The organism is Olleya sp. Ti.3.14, assembly GCF_038154885.1.
Lineage (GTDB): Bacteria > Bacteroidota > Bacteroidia > Flavobacteriales > Flavobacteriaceae > Olleya.
On sequence record NZ_JBAKAO010000002.1, the window covers coordinates 341,425 to 357,945 of the forward strand.

At 31.6% G+C, this 16,521-nt stretch carries 13 protein-coding genes; 7 read left to right on the forward strand and 6 right to left on the reverse strand.

Features of this window, described 5'->3' with window-relative positions:
- Positions 1–42: 42 nt before the first annotated feature.
- Positions 43–2,580: a translocation and assembly module lipoprotein TamL gene (gene tamL / locus V6251_RS05705; RefSeq protein WP_341587379.1), complete on the reverse strand. Its 2,538-nt coding sequence runs from the start codon at positions 2,578–2,580 to the stop codon at positions 43–45.
- A gap of 163 nt (positions 2,581–2,743) precedes the next feature.
- On the opposite strand from tamL, the gene V6251_RS05710 reads away from it, so the two are divergent.
- Complete coding sequence (locus V6251_RS05710) at positions 2,744–3,454, forward strand: TrmH family RNA methyltransferase (protein WP_341587380.1); 711 nt, start codon at positions 2,744–2,746, stop codon at positions 3,452–3,454.
- A 27-nt stretch (positions 3,455–3,481) separates the two neighbouring features.
- Here the strand turns inward: V6251_RS05710 and porT are convergent, their stop codons facing one another.
- On the reverse strand, positions 3,482–4,207 hold the full coding sequence (porT, locus tag V6251_RS05715; RefSeq protein WP_145006170.1) for a type IX secretion/gliding motility protein PorT/SprT: 726 nt from the start codon (positions 4,205–4,207) through the stop codon (positions 3,482–3,484).
- Positions 4,207–4,935: a bifunctional demethylmenaquinone methyltransferase/2-methoxy-6-polyprenyl-1,4-benzoquinol methylase UbiE gene (ubiE, locus tag V6251_RS05720; protein WP_445933616.1), complete on the reverse strand. Its 729-nt coding sequence runs from the start codon at positions 4,933–4,935 to the stop codon at positions 4,207–4,209. The genes porT and ubiE overlap by 1 nt, the downstream gene beginning before the upstream one ends.
- 119 nt (positions 4,936–5,054) lie before the next feature.
- On the opposite strand from ubiE, the gene trkA reads away from it, so the two are divergent.
- The 4 genes from trkA to V6251_RS05740 all read left to right on the forward strand — a co-directional run bounded on the left by trkA (position 5,055) and on the right by V6251_RS05740 (position 8,698).
- Positions 5,055–6,404, forward strand: coding sequence for a Trk system potassium transporter TrkA (gene trkA, locus V6251_RS05725; RefSeq protein ID WP_341587381.1), 1,350 nt, complete (start codon positions 5,055–5,057; stop codon positions 6,402–6,404).
- A complete protein-coding gene (locus V6251_RS05730; protein ID WP_341587382.1) occupies positions 6,404–7,909 on the forward strand; it encodes a TrkH family potassium uptake protein in 1,506 nt (501 codons plus the stop codon). The genes trkA and V6251_RS05730 overlap by 1 nt, the downstream gene beginning before the upstream one ends.
- A 92-nt stretch (positions 7,910–8,001) precedes the next feature.
- Positions 8,002–8,250, forward strand: coding sequence for a hypothetical protein (locus tag V6251_RS05735; RefSeq protein ID WP_145006180.1), 249 nt, complete (start codon positions 8,002–8,004; stop codon positions 8,248–8,250).
- 181 nt (positions 8,251–8,431) lie between these two features.
- Positions 8,432–8,698, forward strand: a complete 267-nt coding sequence (locus V6251_RS05740; protein ID WP_341587383.1) for a hypothetical protein — start codon at positions 8,432–8,434, stop codon at positions 8,696–8,698.
- Between the two features lie 340 nt (positions 8,699–9,038).
- Here the strand turns inward: V6251_RS05740 and V6251_RS05745 are convergent, their stop codons facing one another.
- Both V6251_RS05745 and V6251_RS05750 read right to left on the reverse strand, forming a co-directional pair.
- Positions 9,039–10,229, reverse strand: coding sequence for a pyridoxal phosphate-dependent aminotransferase (locus V6251_RS05745; protein ID WP_341587384.1), 1,191 nt, complete (start codon positions 10,227–10,229; stop codon positions 9,039–9,041).
- 30 nt (positions 10,230–10,259) lie between these two features.
- On the reverse strand, positions 10,260–11,354 hold the full coding sequence (locus V6251_RS05750; protein ID WP_341587385.1) for a fatty acid desaturase family protein: 1,095 nt from the start codon (positions 11,352–11,354) through the stop codon (positions 10,260–10,262).
- 134 nt (positions 11,355–11,488) lie between these two features.
- On the opposite strand from V6251_RS05750, the gene rsmG reads away from it, so the two are divergent.
- A complete protein-coding gene (gene rsmG / locus V6251_RS05755; RefSeq protein WP_341587386.1) occupies positions 11,489–12,121 on the forward strand; it encodes a 16S rRNA (guanine(527)-N(7))-methyltransferase RsmG in 633 nt (210 codons plus the stop codon).
- A gap of 58 nt (positions 12,122–12,179) precedes the next feature.
- Here the strand turns inward: rsmG and metK are convergent, their stop codons facing one another.
- A complete protein-coding gene (gene metK / locus V6251_RS05760) occupies positions 12,180–13,436 on the reverse strand; it encodes a methionine adenosyltransferase (RefSeq protein ID WP_341587387.1) in 1,257 nt (418 codons plus the stop codon).
- A 347-nt stretch (positions 13,437–13,783) separates the two neighbouring features.
- On the opposite strand from metK, the gene V6251_RS05765 reads away from it, so the two are divergent.
- Positions 13,784–16,363 (forward strand): phosphoenolpyruvate carboxylase, encoded by a 2,580-nt coding sequence (locus tag V6251_RS05765; RefSeq protein WP_341587388.1) that lies wholly within the window; start codon positions 13,784–13,786, stop codon positions 16,361–16,363.
- Positions 16,364–16,521 lie beyond the last annotated feature (158 nt).

A 16,521-nucleotide genomic window follows, 5' to 3' on the forward strand; every position in this document is an offset into this window, starting at 1 on the left:
TATAAAACCACGCAAACGTTTTAGCTAAAGTGCTAATTTATACTAGAAAGGATAGTTGATTCCGATGTTATAAACTGCATTTGCAAAGTTATAATCATTAAACCATCTGTTACCTATTGGATAGGATGGATCGTAGGTTTTAAAGCCTATGTCACCACGAAGTACAAAAAAGTTAAAGTCATACCTAAGTCCAAAACCAGAACCTACTGCAATATCTTTAAGCGAGTCAAATCCGGATAGTGTAGCTTCGTCTTGCTCTATATCGTCAAAGACATTCCAGATGTTTCCTGTGTCAACAAAAATGGCTCCATTAAGTGGTCCAAATAAGTTAAAGCGTTGTTCTGCACTTATGGCTATTTTTAGGTTGGCCTCATTAAACTCGTTACTGGTTTCTAAGCTTCCGGGTCCTAAGTTATAGGCTGACCAAGCTCTGTTATCATTAGCTCCACCAGCAAAAAAACTTTTAGAAAATGGTATGTTTGTAGAGTTGCCATAAGGTATTGCTATCCCAAAAAAGGTGCGAAAAGCTAGTACGTTTTTGTACCCTAAACTCCAATGTTTGATATAGTCTAATTCTACTTTTGCGTATTGAGAATAAGCAACATTAAACATTTCGTATTTTCCGTTTGCATTTTTTTGTAATCCTAAAACTTTAGAGGTTAGTGAAAAGAAATTTCCTGCTAATTCTAAACGTGATTTAAATATTGAAAAATCCTCATCACCTAAGTTGTCTCTTCTGTCTTTAGTAAAACTGAAACTAGTTGCAAAAATAAGGTTGTCTTCCGTTAGTCTTTGTTTTCTTTCATTTATAGCATTTACGGTATCTATATCGTCATTGGATAGTATGGTGTTGTAGGATCCACTTGCTACTTGGTCTAAGAAGTTATTGGCTTGAGTAGGTATGCCTAAATTTTGGCTAGAATTAATAAATCCTGAGGTTTGTGCAATTTCATTTAAAGAATCAAATGAATTATCATAGACATTAAAATAGTTAGCAGTATTAAGGTTTTTTACAAATTGGATATTAAATAAATCTAATTTGTTAGTTATAGTATTATTGGGATACCATCTGTAATTAAATGATCCTGTAAAGGTTTGCTTGTCCAAACCTATGTTAGTTTGACTAGATGTTGCTACTGTAAGCCTTGTGCTAGGAAACATGTACTTAGGTATGATTTTCTCTGTATTAAAAGGAGAGAATAATCTTGGAATGGTAAGTTTTAGGTTGGCTCCAATCTCGTTAATATCAAAAAACTGATCTTTTATATTGCTAGCATCTTTGGAGGAACCAATGGATGTAAATCCAGAAATTTCCAAAGTCTCGGCAGCATTAAAAACGTTTCTAATTAATAAGCTTGGATTAATAGAAAAACCAATGGTTTGAATGTTACTTTGTAGTGCTTCTGCGCTAAACTCTAATTCAAACTTTTTTAAAGGTGTTAAAAATATATTAGCGGTTAACGTCGTGTCTGGATTTTCTACGTAAGTAATGTTTGGATATTTAAACGTGCGTAAATCACTAATTTTTCTTGATGTTAAGGGTCTGTTTTTGTCTTTAAAAACAGTGTTTGGTGTTATAAATACCGAGTTTGTTAATGCTCTTGGTTTGTACTTTAATTTACCAATACTATAGATGTTATAACCATCATAATAAGTGGTGTCGTTTGTAGATTGGTTTCTGTTTTTAAATGAGCTATTGGTATAAATATTGACATCCTTTACCTTGAAAATTTTAAAAGGCTCTCGTCTAGAAACGTCTTCTTCTCTAATTAATCGGTTTTCAATAATGGTTTCAATATTCATTTTGTTGGTACCAAAAATGGTATCGCCTTCAAACTCTATATAATCTTGACTAAAGTGATAAACCCCATTATCACGCATTAGTTCTACAATACGGTCTGCTTCATTATAAACGTTGTTAATACGGTATTGTGACCCAGATTTTATTAGTGATTGGTCTTTAAACTGGTTGTAGATTTTTTCGACTACGGGAGATTTAATATGGGAAGCAACTGTGTCAAACTTATAAGCGTTTTTTGTTTGGATAGTATAATCTATTGTCGCTTTTTTGTCGTCACCTTTATTAATTTTATAGTCTGCTGTGGCATTAAACCAACCGTTAGTTTTGTAATAGTTTTCTATCCTTACTAAGGATTTATTAGTTAATGCTGTGTCAATAATAACAGGTGCCTCACCAGTACGTTTTAACCAACTGTTAAAACTTTTTTTAGAGTCTAAATACTTATCCAATTGTTTTCTTGACAGTAATTTAGATTTACGTGCCATTTTTTTTGGATTGCTATAAAATCTAGCATTTAAAACAGAGTCAATATTTGGTCTAGCACTATTATATATATAAAGCTTTAATGGTATTGTAGTAAATGGTATTGGTAATCTAGAGTTTGGTTTTTGGTAAAACAAACTAGATATTGTGTCATTTGTTACGCTTTCTCCATTAATAGTTATCGTGTTTTTAGTTAATAGATGCTGGTTTTGAGCTACGCGTTTAACGGAGTCACAAGCATTTAACAACATGGTAATTGCTATTAAAACTATTATTTTAAATTGAATTTTTTTCAAAAGAATACTAAATAATAAGGGTGTTTATTACTGATTTGATGTACTGTATATACATCATATTCAAAAATACACTATTTATTGAACAAATAAATTTTAAATAAATAGAAACACACAAATGCGAACTCCTTTTTTTTCTTTTTCTTTATAAAAAAATATTAAAAGCGTGCTTTCTAAAAATCAAATTAAAAATATAACGCGTTTAAAGCAAAAAAAATATAGACAACAAGAAGGTTTATTTATTGCTGAAGGCGGAAAAGTCATCAAAGAGTTTTTAAACTCTACTTTTAAACTTGTGGATTTATTTACAACAGAGACCTTTAATGTAGAAAACGAAAGCATCGTGTCCGAAGCTGATTTAAAAAAAATTAGCTGTTTAACTACGCCTAATACAGCCTTAGCTATTTTTAAAATTCCAGAAATAGACACCTTAATAAACGAAGGTCTGATATTGGCGTTGGATGATATACGTGATCCTGGTAATTTAGGTACCATTATACGTTTGTGTGATTGGTTTGGAATCAAGCAATTAGTATGTAGTCTTAAAACTGTGGATTGTTATAATCCAAAAGTAGTGCAGGCAACTATGGGATCTTTGACTAGAGTAAATATTGTTTATACCGACTTAAGCATTTATTTAAAAGAAGTCGATGTACCTGTTTTTGGTGCCTTTATGGATGGTAAAAATGTGTACCAAACAAAGTTGCCAAAAGATGGGATTTTAGTTTTAGGAAATGAAGCCAACGGAATATCTTCAATAATTGAAGCTAGCGTAACAGACAAAATTAGTATTCCAAGATTTGGAGATCTTCAAGCAACAGAAAGTTTAAATGTAGCCACTGCTGGAGCTATTTTGTTAAGTGAGTTTAGGCGTTAATTTTTTAAACCTAAATAACTTAAGTTTTTATTGAACCGTAAAATTGATAAAAATACCACGTGTTTGCATTTGACTAATATTACCTGTCCAAGGACTGTTAATATCTTTGTCTCTAACCAGCTCGTCTTGCATTGCAAAAACACCTCTAATGGAAGGAGTAAACTTAAAACGGTCTAAGTAAAAATCTATACCAAAGCCAAGCTCAAAAAACTGCATGTTTTTTACCATTCTAAAATCTCCAGCCGAGTTATCGTCTGGGTTTTTCTCGTTACTAGATAGGTTAATAGCAGTGGATACACCTGCTAAAACAAATGGTTTAAAGTTATTAATGCGTTTAGTCGACATTTTAAGTAATAGCGGAAAGTATACATAGGTTGACTTAACCTCACGAAGTAAATCCGAGTCTGTAATCTCTTCGTCAAAACCGTCAAAATAGTTTTCTGGATACATCAGGTTACGTTGCGAGATTACCAAACCTGGTTCAAAACGGACATCAAAATAATCGTTAATACGTACGTTACCTAACAAACCTACATTAAAACCAATCGTGCGTTCTGTTTGTATATCGCCAAGATTATTATTGTAGTCAAATTTAAAATCTAAGTTATTAAATCCTAAATAATAACCCCAACTTAATGTCGCTTTATCTACAGTTTCTAGGTTTTTTACTTTTTCTTTAGTGAAAAGCTGCGCTTGAGAAGCTGTGGCTAAAAATAGAGCAATCAGTAAGGTTGATATATGTTTTGTATTCATTATTTTTTAAATGCTTTGTAAATTGTAGCAACACCAAATGTCTGAGGCATGTCTGTAACATTACTAAACCCAATTTTACGTAAAATATTGTTTAAAGCCTCTCCATATGGAAACGCATTAGCGCTTTCGCTTAAATATTTGTAAGCTGTTTTGTCCTTAGAAAATAATTTTCCGACGGTAGGTAAAATAACCTTGGAATGGAATTGATACCCTTGTTTAAACGGGAACTTAGTTGGGACAGAAGTTTCTAAAATAACAAAAATACCACCTGGTTTTAAAACACGTAAAATGTCTTTTAGACCATTTTCTAAAGTTTCAAAGTTACGCACACCAAAAGCAACAGTAATGGCATCAAAGGTATTGTCGTCAAAAGGCATGTTTTCGGAATCACCAATAACCATATCAATTTTTTGATCTAGTTTTTTAGCTTTTATTTTAAGCTTTCCAACTTCTAGCATACCACTACTAATGTCTAAACCAATAATTTTTTTTGCGCTAGTTTCAGCAAGGTTAATAGCTAAATCACCAGTTCCTGTGGCAATATCTAAAACATTATCTGGATTAGTAGCTTTAATAATGTCAACTACTTTTTTTCGCCATTTAATATCTATTCCAAAAGAAATTACTCGGTTTAAACCATCATATTCACCAGAAATGGTATCAAACATTTTAGTTACCTGTTCTTTCTTTCCTAAGTCGCTATCTTTGTATGGATTTACTTTTGTCAAAATCAATTTTTTTACAAAGATAATGCATATATAATAGTCTGTAAAACTTCAAAAGAATAAATAATTGACCCTTAAATCTTTAAATTAATTATCTTTGCACTCCGTTTATTAAAGAAACTATGAAAATAATTATTGCTGGAGCTGGTGAAGTTGGATTTCATTTAGCAAAATTATTGTCTTACGAGTCTCAAGAAATTACACTTATTGATACAGATAGAGACAGTTTGTCTTATGCAGATAACCATTTGGATATTAAAGTCTTAAAAGGTGATGCAACATCCATTGCTATTTTAAAAGAAGCTAAAATAGATCGTGCAGATTTATTAATTGGCGTAACAGCATCCGAAACTACAAATATTACAGTCTGTGTATTAGCCAAGCAATTAGGTGCTAAACGCACGATTGCTAGAATTTCTAATACAGAGTTTATTAAACATAAAGATGAGGTTGGTTTTACCCGATTTGGTATTGACGAGCTGATTTCGCCAGAAAGTTTAGCTGCTGCAGAAATTGAGTTGCTTTTAAATCAATCTGCCTTTAAAGATAGTTATGAGTTTGAAGGTGGTGCACTAACAATGGTTAGTTTAAGTTTGACCAGAACAGCAGGTTTTGTTGGTAAAACAGTAAAAGAGGCTGCCGAATCATTTTCGGAAATACATTTTGTGCCAATTGCAATACAACGTTTTGGTACGCAATATACTATTATACCTAGAGGTGATACCGAGTTTAGAGAAGGTGATAATGCAGTATTTATTACTTGTGCAGGAGGAGGTGATGAGTTGTGTAAAATGACAGGTAAAACAAATACACCTGTTAAGGATGTCATGATTTTAGGTGGTAGTAAAATTGGTTTTAAAACATCTAGAGATCTGTCATTAAGCGGGTTTAATGTAAAATTAATAGAGAATAATAAAGATATCGCTTTTGATTTAGCGGACGACTTACCTAAAGTTTTAGTTATTAATGGAGATGGTCGTAATGTTGAATTGTTAGAAGAAGAAAATATTAGCGAAATGGATGCTTTTATATCTGTAACAGGTAATTCTGAGACTAATATCATGTCCTGCCTTGTTGCTAAATCTAAGGGTGTTAAAAAGACAATTGCCTTAGTAGAGAATATGGATTACTTTGAGTTATCCCAATCTATTGGTATTGACACGCTAATTAATAAAAAACTTTTAGCTGCCAATAACATTTTTAGATACATACGTAAAGGTGAAGTTATTGCAATGACTAAACTTAACAACATGAATGCCGAGTTGTTAGAGTTTAAGGTTAAGCCTACTTCAAAAATTTGCAATAAGTTAATTAAAGATGTCGAGTTTCCTAGGTCTGCTATTGTTGGTGGTGTTATCAGGAACGGTAAAGGATTGATTGCCTTGGGTAGTTTTAGAATAGAAGAAGGCGATTATATTGTGGTGTGTTGTTTACCACGATCAATTAAGGAAGTTGAAAAACTATTTTTATAATGGGAAAACGATTACGCCTTAACTACAAAATTATATTTTACTTTTTTGGTTTACTATTAGTCTTTAATGGTGGTTTTATTTTATTGTCAGCATTGGTAAGTTTAATTTATCAAGATGGTGTGACTTTACAATTGGTGTCTTCAGGTTTAGGGATTTTGATTTTTGGGCTTTTAGGGATGATTAATCATCGTAACCATAATAAAGAAATGAATAAGCGTGAAGGTTACATTGTTGTAGCTTTTGGGTGGATTGTTATGTCCTTATCAGGTGCAGTTCCGTATTTAGTTACAGGAGCAATTCCTAACTTTACAAACGCTTTTTTTGAAACCATGTCTGGTTTTACAACCACTGGAGCATCCATTTTAAATGATATCGAAATTGTACCTAAAGGGGTTTTGTTTTGGAGAAGTTTAACCCATTGGATTGGTGGTATGGGTATTATTGTTTTAGCAGTTGCCATATTACCATTACTGGGAATTGGAGGTATGCAGTTATTTGCAGCTGAAGCACCTGGACCTAGTGCAGATAAATTACATCCTAGAATTACAGATACCGCAAAACGTTTGTGGTTAATCTATTTTGGGTATACAGCAGCAGAAACTATTTTGCTTCAAGTGGCAGGAATGAGCTTTTTTGATGCCATAAATCACTCTATGTGTACGTTGTCTACAGGTGGTTTTTCAACTAAAAATGCAAGTGTTGCTTATTGGAATAATCAACCAGTTATACAATATATTATTATCGCTTTTATGTTTTTAGCAGGTTCTAACTTTGTACTAAGTTATTTTGCTTTTAAAGGTAAAGTTCAAAAAGTGATACATGATGAAGAGTTTAAACTGTACTTTAAATTTGTAGCTATATTTACAATAATTGCTGCATTAATTATTTATTTTAGAGCAGATTTAACGATATCTTCTATAGACCATCCAATGGTTTGGGGTAAAGCCGAAAGTGCTTTTAGACACGCTTTGTTCCAAGTGTTATCTGTAATTACTACTACAGGATTTGTAACAGCAGACTATACATTGTGGACTCCGTTTTTGGTGGTATTTTTCTTTGGACTAATGTTTTTAGGTGGATCTGCAGGAAGTACAGCAGGAGGTGTAAAAGTTGTGCGTCATTTAGTATTAATTAAAAATGGATTTTTAGAGTTTAAACGTACTTTGCATCCTAATGCTATTTTACCAGTAAGATATAATAAAAGAGCTATATCAGGAGATATTGTATTTAATATTTTAGGCTTTTTTATTTTATACATGATTGCTTTTATAATTGGTGCCTTAGGTTTTTCTATGATGGGTATTAATTTTGAATCCTCTATTGGTATTGCAGCCTCAAGCTTAGGAAACGTTGGTCCTGCTTTAGGTCAATTTGGACCAGTAAATAATTATGCAGCATTACCAGATGTTGGTAAATGGTGGTGTAGTTTTTTAATGTTAATTGGTCGTTTAGAGTTGTTTACTGTATTGATTTTGTTGACGCCTTTTTTCTGGAGAAATAGATAGTTTTCTAAATAGTCTTGTTGTTTTTTTGGGTTGTACTGTAACATTTTAAAGTCTACTTCGTCTTTATTATATAACCAATACATCAATCAATCATGGCATTATCAATTAACACACAGTCTTTACAAACGGACTCAGTAACTACATTAAATAATTATTCTGGGATTTTAAATTCTAATTACAAGTCTATTGTAATAAGTAATTTTAAAAACATTTCGTCTAAATCTTTATTTAGCAGTAAGCAACGTCTAAAAAGTTGGTCTTATAATAAAAGCTGTTGTACAGTTGCTACATCACTTAAACTGTTATTGTTTGTAGTCATGATAATTCTCGCTATTATTTAATTTCTATTAGTCTATCGTTATTTTCTTTAATCAGGAATGTAACATTTTATAAAAAGCTGCTACATATATGTAAAGCAGCTTTTTTTATATAATAATTTTGATAGCAACTAATGTATAATGGTTTGCTAAAAAGATTTCACTGTTTAATTTCTGAAAATATTCAGACTAAAATATAGATTTTATGGGTGGAGAAGGTTCAATGATGGCTGCCAACCAATCATTAAAAAGTAATAGAAATATGTTAGCAAAACGAAAAGAGAAATCTTTTAGTTTTGTTAGTAATTCTAAAGAAAAAACAAAATACAATTTACCAAAAGCATCAGATAAAGATATAGCGTTGTTACGTAATAAGCTTAAGAAAGAGCATAAGGTGAGACGTGTCAAACAAATAGTATTACTTATTATAACTTTGGCTGTTATGTTATCTATTTTTACATATTTAGTGTAAATAAAGTGATGTTAGTTTGTTTTTTTTAGATTTAAGCTCATGTCTAATTAAACCTTGCTTTTTTTATTTAGTTATTAAATTTTCCCTTTATGAAAAACTTAGTATTGGGGTTAGTATTTTTCGCATTAGCATAAGTATTATTTTTATTAAAACAATATTATGGATACCAATCTGACACAGATTATAATTGGTTATACTATTTAGTGTTTCTTTTTATAGCTTTAGGTGTTTACTATAAGTTTAAATGGATTTATTTTATTTTGAAAAAAAGAAAAAGTATTTAATAAAAAAAGCTTCACAATTGTGAAGCTTTTTTTATAAGTAATATGTAGTGTGTTAATTAACTAACCGCTTCTTTAATACGCTTTATAGCTTCAGTGATCTCTTTTTGTGAAGCTGCATAACTTAATCTAATGCAATTTGGATTTCCAAAAGCTTCTCCAGTAACTGTTGCTACTAAAGCTTCTTCTAATAAATATAACGAAAAATCTGTTGCGTTATGTATTGTTTTTCCTCTTAATGTTTTTCCGAAAAAATAAGAAATATCTGGAAACACATAAAAAGCGCCTTCTGGTGTATTTGTATTAAAACCTTCGATGTTACTAAGTAAATCTAAAACTAAATCACGACGTACTTTAAACTCGTCAATCATAAATTTTACAACACTTGGGTCGGCATTTAAAGCTGTGATTACTGCTTGTTGTGCAATACAATTTGCTCCACTAGTCACTTGACCTTGCATTTTGTTACACGCACGTGCAATCCAATCTGGAGCACCAATGTAACCAATACGCCATCCAGTCATTGCAAATGCTTTAGATACCCCGTTTACAGTAATGGTATTGTTAAACATACCATCAACAGTAGCCATACTTGCATGTGGTTTTCCGGTGTAATTAATATGTTCGTAAATTTCATCAGAAACAACGTAAATATTTGGATGTTTTTTTAAAACTTCAGCTAAAGCTTCTAATTCTGTTTGACTATATAATGATCCGCTTGGATTACAAGGACTACTAAACCATAACATTTTAGTTTTTGGTGTAATAGCAGCTTCTAATTGTGCAGCAGTCATTTTAAAATCTGTGTCAATACTTGTTTGTACTTCTACAGGAACACCTTCACTTAACTTAACAATATCAGAGTAACTAACCCAATAAGGACATGGTAAAATAACCTCATCTCCTTTGTTTAACATTACAGCTGCAATATTTGCCAAACTTTGTTTAGCACCTGTAGATACTACAATTTGTGGTAAGGTGTAAGTTAAGTTGTTATCACGCTTAAATTTAGTAATAACCGCTTCTTTTAACTCAACATAACCATCTACTGGAGAGTATGAATTGTAATTGTCATTAATGGCTTGGATAGCAGCATCTTTAATAAAGTCTGGTGTATTAAAGTCTGGCTCGCCTAAGCTTAATCCAATAATGTCTTTACCTTCAGCTTTTAGCTCTCTAGTTTTTGCTGCCATAGCTAAAGTGGCAGAAGTGGACATGTTTAAAATACGATCAGAAAGTGGTTGGCTCATGTGTGTGTTGTTATATTGTGCAAAAATTAATTATGCCATGTTAGGGTTTTGACCTAACATTTTTAGTTGTTGGTAGTGTTCTCCAATAGCTTTCCAAATAGAGTTATATTCATTGTATGGTAAGCTAAATTCATGTGCAGTTTCTTTGACTATTTTTGCTATGTTTTTGTAGTGTACATGGCTAATATGTGCAAATAAATGGTGCTCTACTTGTCTGTTTAATCCACCTGTATAAAACTCTACTAACCAATTTTTAGGCGAAAAGTTAGATGTTGTAAATAACTGGTGAATAGCCCAAGTGTTTTTCATGTTACCATTTTCATCTGGTAAAGGCATCTCTGTATTTGGCATAACGTGTGCTAATTGGAACACAACACTTAAAATAATTCCTGCAGTGTAATGCATGATTAAAAAGCCAATTAAAACTTGCCACCAAGCATATCCTAATGATAAAGGTAAAACCACCCAGATGGTATAATATAAAATTTTACCAATGATTAATTTAGTCCATTGTGTTGCTGGTTTAGGAAAATCACCATAAGATAATTTTCTTTTTAAATACACATAAGTTTGTTTGAAATCTGTTGTAATTGCCCAATTTACAGTTAATAAACCATAAAGTAAAAAGGCATAATATTTTTGATATTGGTGTATTTTTAACCACTTAGAGTGCTTAGAAAAACGTATGATTCTTCCAGCGTCAATATCCTCGTCATGTCCTTCAATGTTAGTGTATGTATGGTGTAAAACATTATGTTGTACTTTCCAATTGTAATCATTACCAGCTAAAATATGGATACTACTTCCCATTAAACGATTAACCCATTTTTTGCTAGAAAAGGACCCATGATTAGCATCATGCATCACATTCATTCCAACACCAGCCATACCAATACCTATAACCATTACTGATATAATCTGTAGCCACGTTGGTAAATCTACGGTTAAGATAAGTACTAATGGACCTAGTAATAAGGTAAACATTACTATGGCTTTAATGTATAATTTCCAATTTCCTGTTTTTTTAATATTGTTTTCTTTAAAATAATTGTTGACACGTTTATTAAGTGTCTTAAAAAATTTTGCAGAGTCTGTTCGAGAGAACGTTACTGTTTGTTTTGTCATTGTAATTGTATTCTTTTTACTATAACGGAAAAATCCGTTAAATAATATTTCTTACAAAGATAATTAATTAAGCAAAACAGATACTCCCTTTTTAGTGTTAAAATGCATATTTTTGTCGAAAATTATAAACGTTTATGGAGCTGATTTTAAAGTATTTTCCTGATTTAACCCCTTTACAAATAGAACAATTTACTAAGCTTGAAGCATTATATCAAGATTGGAATTTAAAAATTAATGTTGTGTCTAGAAAGGATATTGACGAGTTGTATTTGCGTCATGTACTACACTCTTTAGCAATTGCTAAAATCATTAATTTTAAAGAAGGAAGCTCAATGATGGATGTAGGCACAGGAGGAGGTTTTCCTGGTATTCCTTTAGCTATTTTATTTCCTGAATGCGAATTTCATTTAGTAGATAGTATTAACAAAAAACTAAATGTAGTTAGAGAGGTTGTTGCAGGTTTAGAATTGCAAAACGTTAAAGTAACCCATAGTCGTGTAGAAGAAATTAAAGAAACCTACGACTTTATTATCAGTCGTGCTGTTGCAGCAATGCCAACGTTTGTACATTGGATAAAAGGAAAAGTGTCAAAAACACAGCAAAACGAACTTAAAAATGGAATAATTTACCTTAAAGGTGGTGACTTAACGGAAGAGCTTCAGGATTATAAAACCACTACTATTTATAATATATCAGATTATTTTGAAGAAGAATTTTTTGACACTAAAAAAATTGTGCATTTGCCAATAAAATGGAAAGCCAACTAATAAATAAAAAAGCCTCTCAAATAATTTGAGAGGCTTTTTATATGATTAAGGCAAAATGTTACAAGCCAAATTCAGCTTTTACTTCATCTACGAAGTTTAATTTTTCCCAAGTAAATAATTCAACATCTAAAGTAATGTCTCCTCCATTTGGTCTAGAAAATGTTTTAGACACGGTTTCGTTTTGTCTTCCCATATGTCCATAAGCAGCTGTTTCGCTATACATTGGATTACGTAATTTTAAACGGTCTTCAATAGCAGATGGACGCATGTCAAATATCTTCGATATTTTTTGTGCAATTTCTCCATCAGTCATATTAAATGGACAAGTTCCGTATGTGTCTACAAAAATTCCCATTGGCTCAACAACACCAATTGCGTATGATACTTGTACTAAAATTTCATCAGCAACGCCTGCTGCAACTAAGTTTTTAGCAATATGTCTTGTCGCATAAGCAGCACTTCTATCAACTTTACTTGGATCTTTTCCTGAAAAGGCACCACCACCATGGGCTCCTTTTCCTCCGTAAGTATCAACAATAATCTTACGTCCTGTTAATCCTGTATCACCATGAGGTCCACCAATAACAAATTTTCCTGTTGGATTAATGTGGTATTTAATGTCGTCATTAAATAATGCTTGTGTCGCTTCTGGTAATTTAGCAACGACTCTAGGTATTAATATCTCGACAATGTCTTTTCTAATTTTAGATAACATCACCTCATCGTTAGCGTCAAAATCGTCATGCTGAGTTGATACTACAATTGCATCAATACGTTGTGGTACATTATCATCACTATACTCAATAGTAACTTGACTTTTAGAGTCAGGTCTTAAATAAGTAATGTCCTTGCTTTCGCGACGTAACTCAGCTAATTCAATTAAGATTTTATGAGATAAATCTAAAGCTAAAGGCATGTAGTTTTCCGTTTCGCGCGTTGCATAACCAAACATCATACCTTGGTCACCAGCACCTTGCTCTTCTTTGCTAGCTCTGTCAACACCACGATTAATATCGTCCGATTGCTCATGTATTGCACTAAAAACACCACAAGAATTACCATCAAACATATACTCACTTTTAGTATATCCAATCTTATTAATGGTGTCTCTTGCTATTTGTTGTACGTCTAAATACGTGTTAGATTTAACCTCTCCAGCTAAAACAACTTGTCCTGTTGTTACTAAAGTTTCGCAAGCAACCTTACTGTCTTTGTCAAATGCTAAAAAATTATCTATTAAAGCATCACTAATTTGATCTGCTACTTTGTCTGGGTGTCCTTCAGACACACTCTCTGATGTAAATAAATACGCCATATTTGTTTTTTAAAATGTATATAATAGATTTGACGAAAGCGTCTAAGGAAGTTTACACTGCCTTTAGCATTTTTTAATGAGGTTGCAATCAGTCAAATCCGTCCTCTAATTTATTGAGCAGCAAAAGTAAGAAAATAAAGTAGTTTTTATCAAAACATACCGTTAAAAATAGTTAATTGATGGAATTGCCAATCATAATTACATTTAGTGAAAATCAAAATATGAACATTTAATTATGTAATTCATACAAAGCAGTGCTATTAGTTAATAATTCCTAAAAATTTCAATCATTTTATCAAAGTCACCTATTGTTCATTAACTTTATAACTTATCTAAAAATAAAAATTATGCCTTTACAGCCTAAGTTAACGCGTTTCAATCAAAACGTATTGTCTAAATATCAAATATACAATGGTATTTTTATGACCCTTCCTTTTGATACAATTACTAAAACAGGTGTTTTATTACCATTGTTTCATGAAACATGCAAAAATGGGTTTGAAGATGGTCATAATCCAACCGTTATTGTAGATACGTTTTTTAAAAAATATCAAGCTAGACGTTCAGACAAATCCAAGATAGATTTGTTGTTTAGGTTTATTCAATATATAGAAAGACAAGTGGTGTTATTTGATGCAATAGAGGATGCTGCTTTCCCGATTGTTAATAATATGGACGGAATTGGTACACTTAGAAGTTTAAAAGAAAGTGCTGCTGCAGAAGGAAAGCTAGATAAGTTACGTCATTATTTAGAAGAATTTAAAGTTAGAATCGTCTTAACAGCACATCCAACACAATTTTATCCTGGTACTGTTTTAGGAATTATCACAGACTTGACAGAAGCAGTTAGAGAAAACGACTTACTTCGTATAAATGATTTGTTAGCGCAATTAGGAAAAACACCATTTTTTAAACATGAAAAACCAACACCTTACGATGAAGCGGTTAGCTTAATCTGGTATCTAGAAAATGTGTTTTATGAGTCTTTCGGAAAAATATATGATTACATCCAACAAAACATTTTTGATGGAAAACATATAGATAACGATATAATTAATATTGGTTTTTGGCCAGGAGGAGACAGAGATGGTAATCCATTTGTTACACCAGAAATTACAGTTAAAGTAGCAACTAGACTGCATGAAACTATTATTAAAAATTACCATAAAGACGTCAGAAAATTAAAACGTAAATTAACCTTTCAAGGTGTTGAAGCGCGTATATCACATATAGAAACACAGTTATATAAAAAAGTGCTTCATGAAGAATCAAGTTTAACTTTAAACGAATTTGTTTCAGAATTAAAAGCCATCAGACAAATTATAATTGATCAGCATCAATCGCTTTACGTTACCGAAGTAACTAGTTTACTTAACAAAATTCATTTATTTGGTTTTCATTTTTCAAGCTTAGATATACGTCAAGATAGTAGAGTGCATCATTCAATTTTTATAACAATGGTGGATAGTATGATTGCAAACGGAAGCAAGGATATACCTAGTAACTATCATGATTTAACGGAAGCAGAACAGGTTAAAGTATTATCGGAGGTTAAAGGAACTGTGGATTTAGCTTTAATTAAAGATGAAGAAACCCTAAAAGCACTAAATACTATTAAGGCTTTAAAATCTATTCAGGAAACTAATGGAGAGTTGGCTGCAAACCGTTATATTATTAGTAATAATCAAACCACTTTAAATGTTATGCAGTTATTTGCAATGCTTAAAGTTGTAGCATTTAATGATAAGCTTACGGTTGATATTGGACCTCTTTTTGAAACTATTACAGATTTAGAAAATGCACATATAGTAATGGAGGATTTATATATAAATCCTGCTTATGCTAAACACTTAAAATCTAGAGGAAATAAGCAAACTATTATGTTAGGCTTTAGTGACGGAACTAAAGATGGAGGTTATTTAATGGCTAATTGGGCTATTTATAAAGCAAAAGAACGTCTAACAGCTATCTCTAGAAAATATGATGTAACTGTCATATTTTTTGATGGTCGTGGTGGACCACCAGCAAGAGGTGGTGGTAAAACACACAATTTTTATGCGTCATTAGGACCAACTATAGAGGATAAAGAAGTGCAATTAACCATCCAAGGACAAACTATTAGTTCTAATTTTGGTACTTTAGATTCTTCACAATATAACTTAGAGCAATTAATAAGTTCTGGTATATATAATAGTTTAAGTGATACGGATTTACGCATGGTTCCGGAAAACAGAGTTGTTATGGATAATTTAGCAAACCTAAGTTACCAAGCGTATGTAGATTTTAAAAACCATCCAAAATTTATCTCATATTTAGAGCATATGAGTACACTTAAATATTACGCAAAAACTAATATTGGAAGCAGACCTTCCAAACGTGGTAAAGCAGAAGGCTTAGTGTTTGAAGATTTAAGAGCTATCCCATTTGTAGGATCTTGGAGTCAATTAAAACAAAATGTACCAGGATTTTTTGGTGTTGGTACTGCTTTAAAACATTACGAAGATGCTGGCGAATTTGAAAAAGCGCAAAACTTATTTAAAACCTCTAGCTTTTTTAGAACATTAATTGAAAACAGTATGATGTCCTTATCAAAATCGTTTTTTGATTTGACTAAATACATGAGTGATGATCCAGAATATGGTGCCTTTTGGAATGTTATACATACCGAGTATTTAACAACAAAAAGATTGATTTTAAAATTAACAGGTTATACAGACTTAATGGAAGAAGAGCCATCAGGTAAAGCCTCAATTAGGGTTAGAGAATCTATTGTATTGCCACTATTAACAATACAACAATATGCTTTAAAACAAATTCAGGAATTAGAAAAAGCAGATGTAAAAGACACCGATTTGATTGCTGTTTATGAAAAATTAGTAACACGATCGTTATTTGGTAATATAAATGCGAGTCGTAATTCGGCTTAATTATAACCAATTAACATTTAATATAACTTTAAATAGCAAGTTTAAATTTTTTTGAACTTGCTATTTTTAAATATAACAGAATATTAATCTGTTTATTTTAATATTATATGAATTATTTTCTGTTTAATTAATAAAAAGTTAATTTTTTAGAAAATTAT